General features: G+C 69.4%; 18 protein-coding genes. 14 read left to right on the top strand and 4 right to left on the bottom strand.

Annotation, left to right across the window (positions count from 1 at the left end; genetic code table 11):
* Nucleotides 1–60: 60 nt before the first annotated feature.
* Entirely contained in the window at nucleotides 61–1,854 is a 1,794-nt protein-coding gene (locus IEY28_RS06770) for a HAMP domain-containing protein (RefSeq protein ID WP_188995741.1), read from the bottom strand.
* 282 nt (nucleotides 1,855–2,136) lie between these two features.
* Between IEY28_RS06770 and uvrB the strand changes: the two genes are divergently transcribed.
* From uvrB to IEY28_RS06840, 14 genes are all read left to right on the top strand, one after another.
* On the top strand, nucleotides 2,137–4,203 hold the full coding sequence (gene uvrB / locus IEY28_RS06775) for an excinuclease ABC subunit UvrB (RefSeq protein ID WP_188995743.1): 2,067 nt from the start codon (nucleotides 2,137–2,139) through the stop codon (nucleotides 4,201–4,203).
* Nucleotides 4,204–4,297: 94 nt separating this feature from the next.
* Nucleotides 4,298–5,833, top strand: a complete 1,536-nt coding sequence (locus IEY28_RS06780) for an ATP-binding protein (protein ID WP_188995745.1) — start codon at nucleotides 4,298–4,300, stop codon at nucleotides 5,831–5,833.
* A gap of 64 nt (nucleotides 5,834–5,897) precedes the next feature.
* Entirely contained in the window at nucleotides 5,898–6,482 is a 585-nt protein-coding gene (cbiT, locus tag IEY28_RS06785) for a precorrin-6Y C5,15-methyltransferase (decarboxylating) subunit CbiT (RefSeq protein ID WP_188995747.1), read from the top strand.
* Complete coding sequence (locus IEY28_RS06790) at nucleotides 6,479–7,273, top strand: cobalt-factor II C(20)-methyltransferase (protein WP_188995749.1); 795 nt, start codon at nucleotides 6,479–6,481, stop codon at nucleotides 7,271–7,273. Before cbiT ends, IEY28_RS06790 begins: the two co-directional genes overlap by 4 nt.
* Nucleotides 7,270–8,148: a cobalt-precorrin-4/precorrin-4 C(11)-methyltransferase gene (locus IEY28_RS06795; RefSeq protein ID WP_188995750.1), complete on the top strand. Its 879-nt coding sequence runs from the start codon at nucleotides 7,270–7,272 to the stop codon at nucleotides 8,146–8,148. Before IEY28_RS06790 ends, IEY28_RS06795 begins: the two co-directional genes overlap by 4 nt.
* A 195-nt stretch (nucleotides 8,149–8,343) precedes the next feature.
* Nucleotides 8,344–9,315 carry a cobalt-precorrin 5A hydrolase gene (cbiG, locus tag IEY28_RS06800; RefSeq protein ID WP_188995752.1) on the top strand — a complete coding sequence of 324 codons (972 nt, stop codon included), beginning with the start codon at nucleotides 8,344–8,346 and terminating at the stop codon, nucleotides 9,313–9,315.
* Nucleotides 9,312–10,229 (top strand): precorrin-3B C(17)-methyltransferase, encoded by a 918-nt coding sequence (locus IEY28_RS06805; RefSeq protein ID WP_188995754.1) that lies wholly within the window; start codon nucleotides 9,312–9,314, stop codon nucleotides 10,227–10,229. The genes cbiG and IEY28_RS06805 overlap by 4 nt, the downstream gene beginning before the upstream one ends.
* Before the next feature lie 3 nt (nucleotides 10,230–10,232).
* Nucleotides 10,233–11,210 carry a precorrin-3B C(17)-methyltransferase gene (gene cobJ, locus IEY28_RS06810; RefSeq protein ID WP_188995756.1) on the top strand — a complete coding sequence of 326 codons (978 nt, stop codon included), beginning with the start codon at nucleotides 10,233–10,235 and terminating at the stop codon, nucleotides 11,208–11,210.
* 2 nt (nucleotides 11,211–11,212) lie between these two features.
* A complete protein-coding gene (locus IEY28_RS06815; RefSeq protein WP_188995758.1) occupies nucleotides 11,213–11,521 on the top strand; it encodes a ferredoxin in 309 nt (102 codons plus the stop codon).
* Nucleotides 11,518–12,177: a cobalamin biosynthesis protein gene (locus tag IEY28_RS06820; RefSeq protein WP_188995760.1), complete on the top strand. Its 660-nt coding sequence runs from the start codon at nucleotides 11,518–11,520 to the stop codon at nucleotides 12,175–12,177. Before IEY28_RS06815 ends, IEY28_RS06820 begins: the two co-directional genes overlap by 4 nt.
* On the top strand, nucleotides 12,174–13,397 hold the full coding sequence (locus tag IEY28_RS06825; RefSeq protein WP_188995761.1) for a CbiX/SirB N-terminal domain-containing protein: 1,224 nt from the start codon (nucleotides 12,174–12,176) through the stop codon (nucleotides 13,395–13,397). The genes IEY28_RS06820 and IEY28_RS06825 overlap by 4 nt, the downstream gene beginning before the upstream one ends.
* 12 nt (nucleotides 13,398–13,409) lie before the next feature.
* Nucleotides 13,410–13,781: a DUF3209 family protein gene (locus IEY28_RS06830; RefSeq protein ID WP_188995763.1), complete on the top strand. Its 372-nt coding sequence runs from the start codon at nucleotides 13,410–13,412 to the stop codon at nucleotides 13,779–13,781.
* On the top strand, nucleotides 13,774–14,997 hold the full coding sequence (locus IEY28_RS06835; protein WP_188995765.1) for an outer membrane protein assembly factor BamB family protein: 1,224 nt from the start codon (nucleotides 13,774–13,776) through the stop codon (nucleotides 14,995–14,997). Before IEY28_RS06830 ends, IEY28_RS06835 begins: the two co-directional genes overlap by 8 nt.
* A 153-nt stretch (nucleotides 14,998–15,150) precedes the next feature.
* A complete protein-coding gene (locus IEY28_RS06840) occupies nucleotides 15,151–15,318 on the top strand; it encodes a zinc-ribbon domain-containing protein (RefSeq protein WP_188995767.1) in 168 nt (55 codons plus the stop codon).
* Between the two features lies 1 nt (nucleotide 15,319).
* Here IEY28_RS06840 and IEY28_RS06845 read toward each other — a convergent pair whose 3' ends face one another.
* The 3 genes from IEY28_RS06845 to IEY28_RS06855 are packed head-to-tail and all read right to left on the bottom strand — an operon-like array spanning nucleotide 15,320 to nucleotide 18,350.
* Entirely contained in the window at nucleotides 15,320–16,027 is a 708-nt protein-coding gene (locus IEY28_RS06845; protein ID WP_188995769.1) for a CbtA family protein, read from the bottom strand.
* Nucleotides 16,027–16,215 carry a CbtB domain-containing protein gene (locus tag IEY28_RS06850; protein ID WP_188995771.1) on the bottom strand — a complete coding sequence of 63 codons (189 nt, stop codon included), beginning with the start codon at nucleotides 16,213–16,215 and terminating at the stop codon, nucleotides 16,027–16,029. Before IEY28_RS06850 ends, IEY28_RS06845 begins: the two co-directional genes overlap by 1 nt.
* A 53-nt stretch (nucleotides 16,216–16,268) precedes the next feature.
* Entirely contained in the window at nucleotides 16,269–18,350 is a 2,082-nt protein-coding gene (locus IEY28_RS06855) for a VWA domain-containing protein (RefSeq protein ID WP_188995773.1), read from the bottom strand.
* Nucleotides 18,351–18,372 lie beyond the last annotated feature (22 nt).

Genomic DNA, 18,372 nt, shown 5'->3' on the forward strand with positions numbered 1-18,372 from the left:
GGCGACGGTGCCGCCCGACTGCCCGAGGGACCGACGGTCCCTCGCTGTTTTCGCCGCTCGCTACTCCTCCGGTGCCGGCGCGTCCTCGACGTTCCCGGGACCGCTCGGGAAGTAGAACTCCCGTTCCGCGTCGGTCTTGAACCGACCGAGGACGTCGCCGAGCGGTGTCGCGTACCGCCGGAGTTTATCGGCCTGTTGGGTCACCTCGGTCAGTTCGGCGGCCTGCTCCTCGGCGGCCCCCGCCACCGTCTCGGCCTCGGCAGTCGTCTGGTCGGTGCCCTCGGCGACGTCTGACAGCGTCGCCGCCGCGCGCTCGACGTTCGCTATCGGCTTTGTGACGTCGATGTCTCGCTCGTCGGCGTGGCGTTCGAGCGCCGCGGCGGCGGCGTCCATCTCCTCTGTGGCCGCCTGCAGTTTCGCTCGCTGGTCGTCGGTGTCGATGGAGACGGTCTGGATGGACTCGGCTATCTGCTCGGAGGCGTCCTGCAGGCTGTAAGCGCTCGATTCGATGGTTTCGCCGGTTTCGGCGACTTCCTCGGCGAACCGCTTGAGTTGACCGGTCGTCTTTTCCAGTTCCGACAGCGTCTCGTTGAAGTCCGCGGCGATTCGGTCCATCGCGTCGTTCTCGCCGTCGGGGTCCATCCGGACCGTCAGGTCACCGGCCGCACACCGCGCCAGTATCTCCGAGTACTCGTCGGCCCGTTCCTGCAGGTAGTCGTTCATCGCGACGGCCTCCGCGCGTGACACCTCCGCTTTCTCGCGTGCCCGCTCGGCCGTCGCTATCTCCTCTTTCAGCGCGGCCTGCATGTTCCCGAACGCGGCGGTGAGTCGACCGATTTCGTCCGCCCGCTGGCGGTCGAACGTCACGTCGAGGTCCCCGTCCTCCATCCGTTCGGCTTTCTTCGTCAGTCGTTCGAGTGCCGACCCGGTCCGCCGACCGAAGACGGCCGTCGCCGCGCCCAGTACCACCAGCGGAACGAGGACGAGGGCGGCGATGGTCGTCAGCAACTGGTCACGGAGCGCGTAGGCCTGTCGGGACGGGACGTGCGTGGCGACGGTCCAGTCCGTCCCCTCGACGGGTGCGTAGCCGACGACGGACCCGGACAGCGCCGCCACTCCGGTCGACTCGCTCCCTATCGCTCCGTCGGGTACCGGTGCGTCGGCGTGGTCCTGCCCGTAGACCAGCGACTCGTCCCCGTTGTGGACGGTAGTGAACGCCCCTTCGGTGGTCTGCTGGAACGCGCCCCCGGCCGACAGCGCCGCCTCCACGACGACGACGTGTTCGGTGTTCTGCGGCGGCGCACTGATGAACGCGACCACGGTCTCGTCGGTGGCCGACTCGTAGGGCGTGTCCGCGACGACGACGGTCGAGACGGTGTCCGTCGTCGCGTCTATCTCTTCGGTCCGCGTCGCCCACGGCACGCCCGCCGCTTGCAGGTCCGTCCCGCTCATCCCCTGTTCGGTGCTCTCGACGACCGTCGCGTCGCTACTCTTCACGTAGTGGATGGCGACGATGTCCGAGCGGGCGTTCTGCAGTCGATTCAGCAGGTACGCCGCCACCCCGTCGGTCCGACCGGTCTGGAACGGCGGGGCCTCCGAGATGGTGCGCGTCTGGTGGCGCAACCCGTCGATCCATCCTTCGAGACTGTCAGCCTGTAACCCCGCGGTCGACGCCACCTGCTGTTCGACCTGTCCGTTCAGCGTCGCCGTCGCACTCGCGCCGAGGGCGACGCCGACGACCGCCGTCAACAGCATCGCCACGACGACGATGCCGAAGTACTTGCGGACAAACCGCCGCCGGACCACGTCCGGGACGACTCGGCTTATTCCCCCACCTGTATCGGTGCCTGACATGGTAAATGCGCCGTAATTCGGGGTAATAAAATCCTACTGTAAATATGATTTATAGGGACCGTCTCACGCACGTAGCACTACATACCGATATGATGTAACTCGTCATCACTCGTCGGTCTCCGGTCACCGCGTCGCTTCGCTCCCCGCTGCGCTTCGTCGAGGGTCTTCGCTTCGCTCAGACCCTCGCTACTGCTCGCGGCTTCGCCGCTCGCTCATCCCGAGGGACCTCGTTTCACTCGGTCCCTCGCTAGCCTCAAGTCGCTCCAGCCCTACCCCCACACAATGAGCGACGCCGGAGGCCCCCTCTCCATCGACCGCCCGGACGCCGACAGCGAGTTCCGCGTCGACGCGCCGTTCGACCCCGCCGGGGACCAACCCGAGGCCATCGAGCAACTGGCCGAGGGCTACCGGCAGGGGATGGACAGACAGACCCTGCTCGGCGTGACGGGGTCGGGCAAGACCAACACCGTCTCGTGGGTCATCGAGGAGATACAGCAACCGACGCTCGTCATCGCCCACAACAAGACGCTGGCCGCCCAGTTGTACGAGGAGTTCCGGAACCTCTTCCCGGACAACGCCGTCGAGTACTTCGTCAGCTACTACGACTACTACCAACCCGAGGCCTACGTCGAGCAGACGGACACGTTCATCGACAAGGACGCCTCCATCAACGACGAGATAGACCGCCTGCGACACTCCGCGACCCGGTCGCTTCTCACCCGGGACGACGTCATCGTGGTCGCGAGCGTCTCGGCCATCTACGGCCTCGGTGACCCGCGCAACTACGTCGACATGTCCCTCTCGCTGGAAGTGGGACAGGAGATAGAGCGCGACGAGTTGCTGGGCCGTCTGGTCGACCTGAACTACGAGCGCAACGACGTGGACTTCACGCAGGGCACCTTCCGCGTGCGCGGGGACACGCTGGAAATATACCCGATGTACGGCCGCTACGCACTGCGCGTGGAGTTCTGGGGCGACGAGATAGACCGGATGCTGAAGGTCGACCCGCTACAGGGCGAGGTCGTCCGCGAGGAACCCGCCGCGCTCATCCACCCGGCCGAACACTACTCGATTCCCGAGCAACGACTGGAGCGGGCTATCGAGGAGATAGAGGAACTGCTCGAACAACGCATCCGCTACTTCGACCGCAAGGGCGACGCCGTCGCCGCCCAGCGCATCGAGGAGCGGACCACGTTCGACTTAGAGATGATGCGGGAGACGGGCTACTGTTCGGGCATCGAGAACTACTCGGTCCACCTCTCGGACCGCGAGAGCGGCGAAGCACCTTACACCCTGCTTGACTACTTCCCCGATGACTTCCTCACCGTCATCGACGAGTCCCACCAGACTATCCCGCAGATTCGCGGCCAGTTCGCGGGCGACAAATCGCGCAAGGAGAGTCTGGTCGAGAACGGCTTCCGCCTCCCCACCGCGTTCGACAACCGTCCGCTCACCTTCGAGGAGTTCGAGGCGAAGACCGACCAGACGCTGTACGTCTCGGCGACGCCCGGCGACTACGAACGCGAGGAGAGTGCGCAGGTCGTCGAGCAGATCGTCCGACCCACGCACCTCGTCGACCCCGCCGTCGAGGTGGCCGACGCCACCGGACAGGTCGACGACCTGATGGACCGCATCGACGACCGTATCGAACGGGACGAACGCATCCTCGTCACCACCCTCACCAAACGGATGGCCGAGGACCTCACGGAGTTCCTCGAAGAGGCCGGCGTCGACGTGGCCTACATGCACGACGAGACCGATACACTGGAGCGCCACGAACTCATCCGCTCGCTCCGGTTGGGCGAGATAGACGTCCTCGTCGGTATCAACCTCCTGCGGGAGGGACTGGACATCCCCGAGGTGAGTCTGGTCGCCATCCTCGACGCCGACCAAGAGGGGTTCCTGCGCTCGGAGACGACGCTGGTCCAGACGATGGGTCGCGCCGCGCGAAACGTCAACGGCGAAGTCGTCCTCTACGCCGACGACCGGAGCGACGCCATGCAGTCGGCCATCGAGGAGACCCAGCGCCGCCGCCGCATCCAGCAGCAGTACAACGAGGAACACGGCTACGAACCGACGACCATCGAGAAGGAAGTCGGCGAGACGAACCTCCCCGGGAGCAAGACCGACACCGGCGACGTGGCCGGCGACGGGCCGGCCGACGAGGACGAGGCGGCCCGCCGCGTCGACCAACTCGAAGAGCGGATGCAGGAGGCCGCCAACAATCTGGAGTTCGAACTCGCCGCGGACATCCGCGACCGCATCCGCGACCTGCGCGCGGAGTTCGACCTCGACGCGCCCGAGGCCGACGACGGCAGCGTTCCCGCGCCCAGAGCCGACGAGTTCTGACCGCCAGCGCACAGTTTGGGGCAACACTTATCAACAGTCATACATCTAACTACGTGTAACTGAGGCGGTCAGCGACTGGCCGTCGACGCTCACTATGGATGTCTCCTCTCTCTCCCGACGAGTCTCCCCGAGCGGACTGGTCGTCGCCGCCCTCGGCTTCTTCCTGACGCGGTTCACCGTGACGCTCGCGGCGTACGACGACCCGCTCCGGTTCCTCGTCGGCGGTCTCGTGCCCTTAGCGCTGGGGCTCGGACTCTCGGTGTTCGGAGTCGCCCTCGCCGTCGGGGACTTCGAGCGGTCGTTCGTCCGCACGGTGGCAGTGTGGTGTGTCGCGGGCGTGGGGGCGATGCTCGTCCTCGTCGTCCTGACGCTCGTTGCCAACGACACGAACCTCGCGATGGAACCGGTCCGCTCACAGACGTACCTCGCGAACTTCCTCATCGGCGGGAGCGCTGGCGGCGCGCTCACGGGCGTCTACGCGGCACAGACGGCCCGCCAGCGCCGCCAACTCGAACGCCAGACCGGTCGGCTGGAGATGGTGACGCGCCTCCTTCGCGACGAGGTACTCAACGCCGTCACCGTCATCCGCGGCCGCGCGGAGGTGTTACAGCGGACCCACGACGTCGACTCCGCGGCCGCCATCGAGCGCCGGACCGACGACGTGGCGACCACCGTCGAGAACGTGAAACACATCACCCGCGACGGGGACGCGGTCGGGGCGCTCGACGCGATACCGGTGGCCGACTGTGTGGTGGCGGCCATGGAGACTGTCAGGCAGCGGTACCCCGACGCCCGAATCACCGCCGACGTCTCCACGGCCGAGGACGCCACCGTCTGGGCGAACCCGCTGTTGGAGGACGCGCTGGTCCATCTCGTCGAGAACGCCGTCGTCTACGACGACGCCGAGGCGCCGGTCGTGGCGGTCCGAGTGACCACCGACGAGTCGGCCGTCGCCATCGCCGTCGCGGACGAGGGTCCCGGACTCCCCGCCGACCAGCAGGCACTCGTCGACCGGGGCGAGGTCGCGGTGTACGAGGAGCGTTCGACCGGATTCGGATTGAATCTCGTCCGCCTGCTCGCGGGCAGTTACGGTGGGCGCGTCGACGCGGCGGTCGACGAGGCCGGGACGACTGTCACGCTGACCTTACGCCGGGCGGATACGGACGCCGCCACCGGGGCCGACCCGAGGACATCCTACGGACTCTCGCGCCGCGGACTCGGACTCGTCGCCGGCGCGTCGCTACTGGCGGGGGCGGTCATGGGGCTGTTGATGCAGGTCCTCGGCGGCGCCGTCCCCATTATCGGCGCGCTCTATGGCACGACGGACGCCACGGTCGGCTGGATAACCCACGAGTTCCACAGCGTCGTCTTCGGGCTGACGTACGCCGGACTCGTCCAACTCGTCCCGCGGTCGGTCGACGCCCGCGTCCGCTACTACGGGACTGCCGTCGGCTGGGCGGTGGCGCTGTGGCTGGTCGCGGCCGGTCTGGTCATGCCCCTGTGGCTCCGCCTCGTCGGCATCCCCGCACCGCTGCCGAACGTCGCCGCCACGACGCTCGCCAGCCACCTGCTGTGGGGCCTGACCCTCGCGGTGCTGTACCGTCACGGCCGGCGGTGGCTGGACGAGTAACCAACCTCGACTTGCACTAATACAACCAAAATTGTTTTAGGCGCTACTGCAGTTGTATAGCGTGATGTCCCGCGTCTCGCTTCCCCACGACGCGAAGGCAGGCCCGACCAAATCGGAGGTCCGGGCCGTCCTCGCCAGCAAACTCGCGCTCACAGCGGACGACCACTTCGTCGAAGTCGGGTCCTGTACCGGTGCGGTCACCGTCGAGGCGGCGCGCCGCGCCGGTCGGGTCACCGCCCTCGAACGGAAGCCCGACCGTCTCGACGTGACCCGGAAGAACCTCGCGGCAAACGAGACGAGCGCCGACGTCGAGTTGCGCGGAGCCGAGGCCCCCGACGGCCTGCCAGCGGACGCCGACGCGCTCTTTCTGGGCGGGTCGCGCAACTACGAGGCCGTCCTCGACCACGCCGTCGAGACGGGCGTCGACCGCGTCGTGATGAACGTCTCACGGCTGGAGGTCGCCGGCGCGGCGACCGAGGCGTTTCGCGACCGCGACCTGCTGGAGGGGGTTCTCCAGTTCCAGGTCAGTCACGGCTACGAACTCGCCGGCGCGACGAGTTTCGACTCGCAGAACCCGGTGTACATGCTCGTCGGGAGCGCGAGCGAGGCGGTCGCCGCAGACGGCGGCCGCACGGAGGGCGACCGATGACGCTCTACGGCGTCGGCCTCGGTCCCGGACAGGCCGACCTCGTGACCGTCCGCGGGAAACGCGCCCTCGAAGACGCCGACGTGGTCTACTCGCCCGGCCGACTCTCCCGGTCGGTGGCGACCGAACACGTCCCCGAGGCGCGCATCGGCGACCTCGACTTCCCGATGACCCGCGACGAGGAGAAACTGCGGGCGGCGTGGAAGGAGGCGGCCGCCGAGATAGCGACGACCGCCCGCGACGGCGACGCGGCCTTCGTCACGCTGGGCGACCCGAACGTCTACTCGACCTTCGGCCACCTCCGCCGGACGCTCGCGGCCTTCCACCCCGAGGTCGACCTCGAAGTCGTCCCGGGAGTCAGCGCCGTCACCGCGTTCGCGACGGCGCTGGGCGTCGAGATAACCGCCGGGTCCAGTCTCGCACTCAGAGAGGCCGACGGCGGTCGGTCGCCGACCGGTCCCGACCGCATGGTGCTGTTCAAGGTGACCGACGCGCCGTCGACCCACACTGGCCTCGTCGAGGCCGGTTACGACGTGACCTACGGCCGCCGCCTGTTCATGGAACAGGGCGAGACGCTCGTCACCGACGACCCGACGGCAATCGACGAACGGGATTACTACACGCTGGCCTACGCCGAGAAACCCGAGGCCCGCGTCGAACAGGCGACCGACGCGTTCCTCGAAGCGAGCGACGAGAGCGGTCTGGTCTCGGACGGCGGTGCGCAGGATATCGCCCGACAGGAACGTTCCGAAGGCGTCCTGTGTGGCGACGAGCCGGGGGGTGACCGACAGTGAGCGACGAGACGGACCCGCAGGACGCCATCGATTCGGTCGCCGGCAACCGCGACGACCGGGTGTACGACCACAGCGCCGGCGACGAACAGGAGGGGATTCCCTTCGTCGGTGCCGGGCCGGGCGACCCGCGCCTGCTGACCGTCGCCGGGCGTGAACTGCTCGCCGACGCCGACCTCGTGGTCCACGCGGGGTCGCTCGTCAACAGCGAACTCTTAGACGAGTACTGTGCCGACGCCGAGACGGTGACCTCCATCGGCAAGGACCTAGAGGAGCTGATTCCGCTGATGCGGGACGCCTACGAGGCCGGCGACACGGTCGTCCGCCTCCACAGCGGCGACCCGGCCATCTACGGGGCCGCGCTGGAACAGATGGACGCGCTGGAACACGAGGGGGTCCCGACCTACATCGTCCCCGGGGTCACGAGCGCCTTCGCCGCGAGCGCCACCCTCAGGACGCAGTTGACGCTCAACGAGGTGGCCAACCACGTCGCCTTTACCCGCCCGCAGGGGAAGACCCTGAGCGAAGACGAGGACCACATCTCGGAGTTCGTCGGCATGGGCGACGTGACGACGTGTATCTACCTCGGCACGCACGCCGTCAGCGAGACGATGGACCGACTGTTGGCGGACGGTCACGACCCCGAGACGCCCGTCGCGGCGGTGTACCACGCCTCGTGGCCCGACGAGGACGTCGTGGAGGGCACCATCGCCACCATCGGCGAGAAACTGGAAGCTGCGGGGTACCGCGCCTCCGCGATGGTCGTCGTCGGCGACGCCGTCGGCGGCGAGAACTACGAGCGCTCGTTCCTCTACGGCGACTGGGCGAACCGTTCCGCGGATGGGTCGTCTGATTCGACGGGGGAGGCCGACGATTAGGATGGTCCACTGCTACCGCGTACAGCCAGAAAGCCCCCGGACGCTGGAGTCGCGCGACTCGCCGCGGTCCTCGGCCGTCGGCCTGCGGTCCTCGCGTCGTCGTGCTTCCTCCAGCGCCCGGCCCCTTTCAGTCCACCCTGCGTGGCTGACCGGCCGGCAGTCACGTGCGGTCGCGTCACCGGCCGAGAGGTTCTCATGAGTACGGACAACGACACAGACAGCGGCTCGAACAGTTGCAAAGCGCCCGACTCGGACGGCGAGGTGGCCGAGGACATCGCCATCGTCGCCTTCGAGCGGAAGATGGACACCGCCCAGCAAATCGTCGACGGCATCGGCGACCGCTACGACTCCATCGAGATTCTGGCGTACCACGGTGACGTCTTCGAGGAGCACTGGGGCGAGTACGACTGCTTCGTCGGCCTGATGGCAAGCGGTATCGCGATGCGCAAGACCGCCCACCTGCTGGACGACAAGTGGGACGACCCCGCCATCTGCGTCGTCGACGAGGAACTGACGTGGGCGATTCCCATCACCGGCGGCCACCACGGCGCGAATCAGGTCGCCGACGACCTCGCCTCCATGGGCGCGGTGCCGGCGATGACCACCGCCAGCGAGGCGGCGGGCAAGCAGGGCGTCGAGAAGCAGGCGAAGGCCCTCGATTCCCACGTCGTCAACGGCGACTCGACGGTGGCGACCAACCTCGCGGTGCTGGACGACGAACTCGGCCCCGTCGAGCGACTCGACGGGCCGCGAGCAGTATTGGTCGACGACGACGTGACCGTCCTGAAGCGCAACGGCGAGGACGGCGTGGTGCTGGGGACCGGGAGCGTCGCCGGGGCCGACGTCGAGCAGTTCCACGCCGCGTGGGACCGCGCCCTCGACGAGGCGGGCCTCGACCGCACTGACGTCGACTTCGTCGCCACCGGCACCCGGAAAGCCGACGAGGAAGGGATGCTCGAAGCCGCCGAGGCGTGGGACCTCGGCGTCGTCGCCTTCGAGAAGGAGACCCTCTCGGAGTTCGAGGGGCCCACTCCCTCGCGGTCGAAGGAACTCATCGGGTGGCCGGGCATCGCCGAGGCGTCGGCCATCGCCGGCGGCCGCGACCACGACCTGCTGGCCGAGAAGACGCGCTACGACGAGGCGGTAACGGTGGCGATAGGCGAATGAGCGAGGCCGACGAGGCGTCGGCCGCGACCACGACCGACGGGCGGCGGTCGGCGTACGGCACGCTCTCCGTCGTCGGCATCGGCCCCGGCCTGCCCCACGACATGACCCAGCGAGCGAAGCAGGTTATCCGGACCGCCGACTGCGTCATCGCCTCGAACCTGTATCAGGAGTTCCTCCGGCGAGATGGGACCCTCCCGCCCGAGAGCGCCGAACTCGAGGCCAGCGCCGACACCGGCGTCGACGAGGCGGGCACCGTCCTCGAACGGCCCGACGGCACCCACCAGACGCTGGTCCGGTCCTCGATGGGCCGGCAGGTCGAACTGGCCCGCGAGGCCTTCGAGCGCGTGCGAGACGGCGAGGACGTGGCCCACGTCTCCGGCGGCGACCCGAACGTCTACGGCAAGTCCGACCTCCTCTTCACGATGGCGGAGGCCGAGGACGCCGGCGACGTGCCCATCGAAATCGTCCCCGGCGTGACGGCGGCGCTGGGCGGGGCGGCCAACCTCGGCGCGCCCCTCTCGAACGACTTCTGCACCGTCTCGCTGTCGGACAAGTGGCGCGGCTGGGACGAAATCGAGGAGAAACTGCGGGCGGCCGCAATCAGCGGGTTCGTCGTCGTCCTCTACAACTGCTGGCGCGACTACGAGCGGGCCGTCTCGGTCCTGCGCGAGGAACGGGCCGACGACGTGCCCGCCGCGATAATCAACGACGCCGGCCGCGGCGAGGCCGGCCGCAACGTCGACGGCGAGACACAGACCATCACGACGCTGGGTGCGTTGCCCGACCACGACGAGAAGGTCGGCGGGATGGGGTCGTCCATCCTCGTCGGCACCCACGAGACCGACGTCTGGGAGAACGACTACCGCGACTTTCTCGTCACCCCGCGCGGCGGGCGTGACGTGGAGGATTTCTGACTTATGAGTACTGACGACACCACCGACGCGAGTACAGACACCGAATCGAAATGCGGAGCGAGCACGTCGACGGAGACGAGCGCGGAGACCGACGACGGTAGTTCGAAGTGCGGCGCGTCGTCGTCGTCCAGCAGTAGCGGGTGCGGGGCGTCCACCGACGACGCCGACGAGGAGGAGGTCGGCGCCACCGTCGACGACTTCGACGCAGACCCCGGACAACTCGTGGCGGTCGGCCTCGGACCCGGCCAACCGGAGGGGATGACCGCCCGCGCGAAGGCGGCCCTGTCCGACGCCGAGCACATCGTCGGCTACACGACCTACGTCGACCTGCTCCCCGACGACATCACGGAGCGCGCCGACGACATCTACGACACGCCGATGTGTGGCGAAGTCTCCCGAACCGAGGAGGCCATCGACCGGGCGCTCGCCGGCAACGACGTCGCCATCATCGGCAGCGGTGACCCGAACGTCTACGCGCTCGCCGGCCTCGCGCTCGAAATCGTCGAATCGAAGGGCGCGACGGCGTCGATGCTGGACTTCGACGTCGTGCCGGGCGTCCCGGCGGCCCAGTCGTGTGCCGCCCGCGTGGGCGCGCCGCTGGTCAACGACACCGTCTCCATCTCGCTGTCGGACCACCTCACGGACATGCCGACCATCGAGTCACGCCTCCACGCCGCCGCCAAGGAGGGATTCACCATCACCATCTACAACCCGTGGAGCCGCAAGCGCCGCGAGAACTACGAGAAATGTTGCGAGATCCTGCTGGAACACCGCGACCCCGAGACGCCGGTCGGCGTCGTCCACGCCGCGGGCCGCGAGGACGAACGGGCCGAAATCGTCGAGTTACAGGACCTGCCCGAGTTGGGCGAGACGGACCTCGTCGACATGACGACGACCCTGCTCGTGGGCAACGAGGACACCTACGTCTGGGACGGACGGATGGTCACGCCGCGTGGCTACGAGACGAAGTACGACTACTGAGCATGTACCGAATCACCATCGACCGCGAGGCCTGCGACGGCGTCTTCGCCTGTCTCGTGCGCGACGACCGGTTCGTGGAGGAGAGCGCGGAGCGGAGCTCCGCGGACCAGTCGAGCGGGCAGCGCCCGCGAGAAGACAGCGAGGGCCTCGCCGTGCTGGAGGTCGACGGCGCGGAAGCCGTCGCCGCCACGTTCGACGACGACCGGCGTGAGTCGGCCGAACAGGCGGCCGCCGCCTGTCCGCTGGACGCCATCAGCGTCGAGTCCGTCGACCGCGAGACGGCCGCCGCGACCGAGGAGGCCGAGCAATGAGCATCGAGACCGGCGCGCCCGGCGACCTGCTTTCGGCCCATCCCGAGACGGCGTACTTCTGGGGCCGGGTCGCCGCCGACGGGGAGTGCGAGGACGGCTGTGTCACCGTCAGGACGAGCGACGAGACGGCGGCCCGACGGCTGGCGTCCATCGCTGGGGCCGAACGGGCCGACCACCGCATCGTCGAGCGAGAGTACGCCCACGACACGTCGATAACTCGGACCGAGGACGAGTACACGGTACAGGTCCTCGGTGGGCTCGCCGACCGGGCCAGCGCCGCGCTGGGCCTGCCCTTCGACGGGCAGGCCGGGGGCTACCGCTTCGATACGCTCGCCGCCCACGACCGGCAACTCCTCCGGGGCCTGCTGGAGGGGTGTGGCACGGTGTGTTTCAAGTCCGACGACGAGGCGGTGGGCGTCTCCTTCGTCCACGAAGACGAGCGCCTCCTCCGGACGGTCCAGTCACTGCTCGACAGCGCCCCCGTCGACGCGCCGTACGACGACCTTGCCGACGCCTCGTCGGGCTACTGGTTCGGCGTCGCGGACGACGCGGTGCCGGACCTCGCGGACTGGGTCTACGACGGGAGCGAAGGGACGGGGCTGTTCGCGCCGAGTCGGCGGCGAAAGCTCCGAAAGAGCGTCGAGCGAGTCCGATGAGCGAAGCGACCGCCGCCCCCGACGGCCTCGACGACGAAGCGGTCCTGCTGGCCGGCCACGGCTCCCGTCGCGAGAAGTCCAACGAACAGGTGCGCGAACTCGCAGCCGACCTCGAAGGACGGCTGGGCATCCCTGTCGACGCCGCCTTCCTCGAACTCGCGGAACCGGCCATCGACGAGGCAATCGCGGGGTTGGCTTCGACGGTGTCGCAGGTGACGGTCGTCCACCTCTCGCTGTTCGCCGCCAGCCACGTGAAGAACGACGTGCCGCTGGCGGTCCAGCAGGCCCGCGAGGCTCACCCGGGGCTGACTATCAACAACGGCGCGCATCTGGGCGTCCATCCGGCGATTCTGGACTTGCTGGACGACCGGGCGGCCGCCGTCGAGGCCGAGTTGGGCGTCGACCGCGAGGCCGACGACGTGGCCGTGGTGGTGTGTGCCCGCGGGTCCTCTGACCCCGACGCCAACGCTGACGTCCACAAACTCGCCCGCCTGCTGTACGAGGGCCGGGAGTTCTCGCGCGTCGACGCGTCGTTCGTCGGCGTCACCGAACCGCTGCTGGACGAGACGCTCCACGACCTCGCGAAGACCCGGCCCGACGCCGTCGTCGTCCTGCCGTACATGCTCGGCGACGGCGTGCTGACCGGGCGCATCAAGGACGGGGCCGAGGAGTTCGACGCCGAGTACCCCTACGTCGACGCCGCCTACGGCGAACCGCTGGGGACCGACCCGCGCCTGCTCGACGTGCTCGGCGACCGCTGGCAGGAAGCGCGAACGGGCAGCGTCGAGATGTCCTGTGACACCTGCAAGTACAAGGTGGAACTCGACGGCTACGAGGCGGATCAGGGCGGTGCCCGCGCCATGCTCCGGGCGCTGACTCATCAGGCCGAACACGCTGACCGCGAGGACGTCGACGACGACCCGCACGTCCACGACGCCCCGGAGAAACACGTCGCGGTCTGTACCAACCAGACCTGCGCGCAGGACGGCGCGCCCGCCGTCCTCGAACGCCTCCGGCAGGCCGCCCGCGACAGCGACCAGTGCGACGCTCGCATCACCCGGTCGTCCTGTCTCGGGCGCTGTGGTGAGGGGCCGATGGTCGCCGTCTACCCCGACGGCGTCTGGTACGGCGGCGTCGCCGAGGGCGACGCCGACAGTATCGTCTCGTCGCATCTGGACCGCGACCGCATCGTCTCCGAACTCGTCGACCAGACACTGTAACACGATACACCCATGAGCTGCTACGAAATCGAGGCCCTCAGACTGGGCCTCATGAACGTTCTCGGTACCGAAGACGACCACGCGCGCCAGCACGCGAAACAGGAGCTGGAGGGCCACATGACCGGCCCAATCGAGGCACTCGCGAACGCCGGGACGCTCACAGCTATCGAGCGCCACCTCGACGCGGCGCTCGTCGACTTAGAAGAGGAGATAGCGCGGACCGACAGCGACGACCCCGAGTACGACTACCTGCGGGGCCGACTCGTCGCGGTGCGTGACGCCGAACGGGCGGTACAACGACTGACGACACAGGGCGAGGACGTCCTCGCGGGTCTCGGCGAGGCCCACGACGTCCTCCACGAGGCGTTCCCAGTCGATGAGTGAACACGCGTCGACCGTCACGCTCGGCGACGTGGCGCCGGCTCGCTCACGCCAACAGGGCCGCCGCTCTGCGGTCGCACTGGCCGACGGCGTCGCCGTCGTCGGCACGGCGGACGGCGACCTGCGGGCGGTCGACGTCTCGGGGCCTCGGCCGACGGTCCGCTGGCACCACGAGGGCGACGACGGGCAGAGCGTCGTCGCGGTCGAACCGTTCGGCGGTGGACCTGCCGTCGGCGAGCGCAGCGCCCGCGGTGAGATACGCTGTCACGACGTCGACGGGAGCGTGCGGTGGCGCTACGAGACGCGCGAGGACGTCGGGACGCCACAGGACGACACTCGCTTTCTCCTGCCGTTCGTCGCCAGCCTCACGACCGACGGTGACCGCCTGTATGCGGCCGCCCGCCGCTACGAGCGCGTCGACGGGGACCGAACGTTCCAGAGCGTCGTCTACGCGTTCGCGCCGGACGGCGGGGTCGACTGGACCTACCGGACAGACGCCTCGCCTATCTCCCTCTCGGTCCGGGACGACCGCCTCGCCGTCGCGTACAACCGCTGTCCCGGCGACCACCAGCACGGCCTCGTCGTCCTCGACGCCGACGACGGCTCTCCCCGATGGATGTGGGACCCCGGCACCGCGGGCCAGCGACGGGTCGGCGACGCGACACTCCTCGATTCGGGTGCCGTCGTCGCCAGCCACGGTGACTACTGCGGTTACCACCTCGATGCGGACGGCGCGGAGCGCTGGCGCGTCTCGCTGGCACCGTCCCGCACCGTCGACGGCGAGGCAGTGTACGCCTATCCGAACCACGTCCACGCGACCGACGACGGCGCGGTGTTCGTGACCGGCAACACCTACCCCGAGGACGGCCGCCAGACTGACGCCCGTCATCCCCGGGAACACACCGCCGTGGGCGTCTCGCTCGACGGGACCGAACGTTGGACGGGTCCGGTCGGCGGGTTCGCCAGCGGACTTGGTACCGACGGCTCGCTCGTCGCGGTCCCGGGCGCACAGCACTTCCGCGACCGCGACGCCGACGCCCACGCGGTCCGGGTCTACGATACGCTCGGCGGCCGGGTGGCGACCCACGACACGGCGGGCGTCGTCACCGCAGCGGCCGTCGAGGGCGATACGGTCGCCGCCGTCGAGGAACCGGTCGTCTACCACGACGAGGGCCGGGAACGCGGCGCGTACCGCCTCCATCGGTTTTCCGCCGAGTGACGGACCGACCGTCACGACGCCGTCGTTCGCCCGAAACAATCGTCTTCGGTGAGCGTCTGCCCGCCGACCGACCCGACTCTTTTGCCGCTACCGCCCGTGGGACAGATATGGACAGTCCGACGGCCGACGGCGACGCGACCGGAGGTGCCTAGCGTGGGCTTCTTCGAGAAAGCGGGTCGGAAGGTCGAGAAGTTCAAGCAGACGGCCAGCGAGGCGGCCGAAGAGCACCGGACGGCGGAGTGTCCGGCCTGCGGAGAGTCGGTTCCGGACGACGCCGAGGAGTGTCCCCAGTGTGGGGCCGACGCGACCGACGGGAACTGACTCAGTCGGCCGTCGCCGGATAGTCGGTGTCGACCTGCGTGGTCGCTGGGTCGCCGAGCCACGCGTGGACCGCCGCGAGGGTCGCCCAGAGCAGGGCCTGCCCGAACACGACGGTCCAGCGGTAGGCCGCGACGAGCGCCGCCGGCACGTCGCCGTGGACCGGGTTCGCCGGTGCGAGGACGACTGGGACGGCCAGCAACGCGAGCGGTGCCAGCGTCGCCGCGGCGGTAACGACACGGGACCGCCCCGCCGTCCACCGGTACGCCAGCCCGCAAGCCACCGCGACGAGCGCGCCGACGACCATCAGGCCGCCGTACCACGCCAGCCGCGTTTCCGTCGGAAGGGCCTGCTCGACGCCCGGCGGTTGCGGCGGGAGAACGAGCCACGGCGCGCCGGAGACGGTCAGAAAGCCCGCGCCGGCCAGCGCCAGTCGTTTCGTCGCGCCGGTGCCGGGCAGCGCCGGTTCGAGGAGGTAATAGCCCACGCCGAAGACGGCGACGCCGAACAGGAGCCCCCAGAGGACGCCGCCGCCGACGCTCGCGAGCGTCGTCGTCAGCCCCGAGACGACGGGACCGCCCCCGCCGTGGCCGTGTTCGAACGTCTCGAGTCCGGCGGTGAAGCTGTTGCCCACCGTCGCGACGAACAGGCCGTAGGTGAGGCCGCCGCCGACGCCGGCGAGTGCGCCGCGTTCGAGGTGGTCGGTCGTCATCAGTGACAGGTGATACCGGCGCTGTGACGGAAGTTGTGCAGCGAGTCGTGGAGCATCGGCTCTTGCACGAACAGGAGCGCGAACCCGAGTGCGGCCACGAGTGCGACCCCCACGGCGACCTGTGTCCCCGAGAGACTGGCTCTGGCGCGTTCGAAACGGTCGTAGACGCTGTCGTCGGTTGGCTGCATTGAAACTCTACTTGCTAAGAGAGCAAGTCAGATTGTAAAACTTCCGGCTGCTCTCACCCGTCGACTGCGGCGTCCACTCGGTCGGCGCTCAGCGCCGAGAGCGGGACCACGTCGGCGGCCGTCTCGCTGGCGACGAGGTCTGTCAGTCCCGCGTGTCCGCCGTCACCGACGTCGACGACGAGAGTACGGTCGGCGACTGTCCCGAGCGCTCGCGCCGCCTCGCGGGTCTCACCGACCGGGCTCCCGTCGGCGGCGTTCGCCCGGCCGTCGGTGACGAGGACGACGACTGCCGCGTCCGGGTCCGCCCGGGCTATCACTTCGCCCGCAGTTCGCAGACCGGCCGGCAGCGGCGTCCGGTCGCCGGTCGGCAGGTCCTTGAGGTGCCGGGCCGCCCGCGTCACGCTGTCGGTGGGCGGCAACACCACGTCGGCGTCCTCGCCGGCGAAGGTGACGAACGCCACTTCGTCGCGGGCCTGATACGCGCCTTTCAGCAACTCCAGCACGGTTCCCTTCGCGGCCCGCATCGCCGACCGCATCGACGCGCTCGCGTCGACGGCGAACACGACCAGCGTCTCGGCGTCGCCCGCCCTGACAGACTGCCGTAGGTCACGGGACCCGACGCCGTCGGCGCCGCGTCTGGCGGCCGCCCGAACCGAGGCCGCCGCGTCCACCTCGTCACCGGCACCGGCCCGCTCGGTCCGCACCGTCGCCCCGCGGTCAGTCCCGGTCGCACTCGCGCGGCCGCTGGCCGCGCCGCCGTCTGTGTCGACGGACGGGGCTGTCATCGTCGGGGCGTCGCTCTCTCCGATGTCCGCACGGGACTGCCCGGGGAGCAGCGGCGGGGCCGCCTCCTCGGTGTCCTCGTCGTCGCTCTCTGGGCCGTCGTCGCCTTCCCGTTCGTCGTCGTCGCGCTCACCGTCGCCGGCCTCGGCGGGCGCTGGCGACCCGTCCCGGTCGCTCTCGTCCGGGCCACCGCCGGCGTCGTCCTCGTGACTGTCGTCGTCCGCAGACGTGTCACCGGTCGACTCGTCCGTCCCGTCGCCCTCGTCGGCCTCGGCGTCGCCGTCGTCGCTTGCGCCGTCGCTCCTCCCCTCGTCCGTCTCGCTCTCTCCCTCCTCGCCCTCGAAGTGGTCGTCGAGCACGTCGTCGACGTCCGGCGGTTCCTCGAACGGCTCGGAGGTCAGGCGGTGCGGGAGCGCGAACTCGGCGGCCCGCTCCACGTCGGACTCCAGCACCGTGGTCCGTCCGTCGAGTGCGGCGAAGGCCCGTGCCGCCCGCGCCGTCGCGATGTCACCGCGGTGGCCGTCGAGTCGGGCGTCCCGGCAGAGTTCGGCTATCTGCTCGCGGAACTCCCGGGCGATGTCGACGTCACCGAGCAACTCGCGGGCCGTCAGCAGGCGTTCCCGAGCGGACTCGTCCTCGTCTGGGTCGTCCGGGTCGACCGTCTCGTCGCCCAGCGCACGGTCGATGATGGCTACCCGGTCGTCGACACCCTCGCAGGCCGTGACCTCGGTCTGGAGGGCGAAGCGGTCCCGGAGTTGGGGCCGCAACTCGCCCTCCTCGGGGTTCATCGTCCCGACGAGGGTGAACTCGGCGGGGTGGGTCACCGTCACGGCGTCGCGCTCGACGCGGTTGACGCCGCTCGCGGCCGCATCCAGCAGGACGTCCACGAGGTGGTCGTCGAGCAGATTCACCTCGTCGACGTAGAGGACGCCGCGGTTGGCTCGCGCCAGCAGGCCGGCGTCGAACTCGTACTCGCCGCCCAGCGCGTCGGCCACCGAGAGCGTCCCGACCACGCGGTCCCGCGTCGCACCCAGCGGCAGCGTCACGAGCGGCACCGACCGCTCCTCGACCGTCGGTTCGGCGCGCTCTCGACAGTCCGCACACTGCCGGGCGGCGTCGTCGGGCGGACAGCCGTACGGACAGTCGGCGACGGCGCGCTGGCTCGGCAGCAGGTCCGCCAGCGCCCGCACCGTCGTCGACTTCGCGGTGCCCTTCTCGCCGCGAATCAGCAACCCGTCGAGGCTGTCGTCGGCCGCGACCGCCAGCAGTCCGTCCTTGAGGTCGCGCTGGCCGACCACGCCGGAGAACGACGGCCCCTGCGAAGCTTTTTTGCCCGCACCGAATACAACCATACTTGTATTAGTGCAAACGGGA

It is taken from the genome of Haloarcula pellucida (assembly GCF_014647235.1).
GTDB lineage: Archaea > Halobacteriota > Halobacteria > Halobacteriales > Haloarculaceae > Haloarcula > Haloarcula pellucida.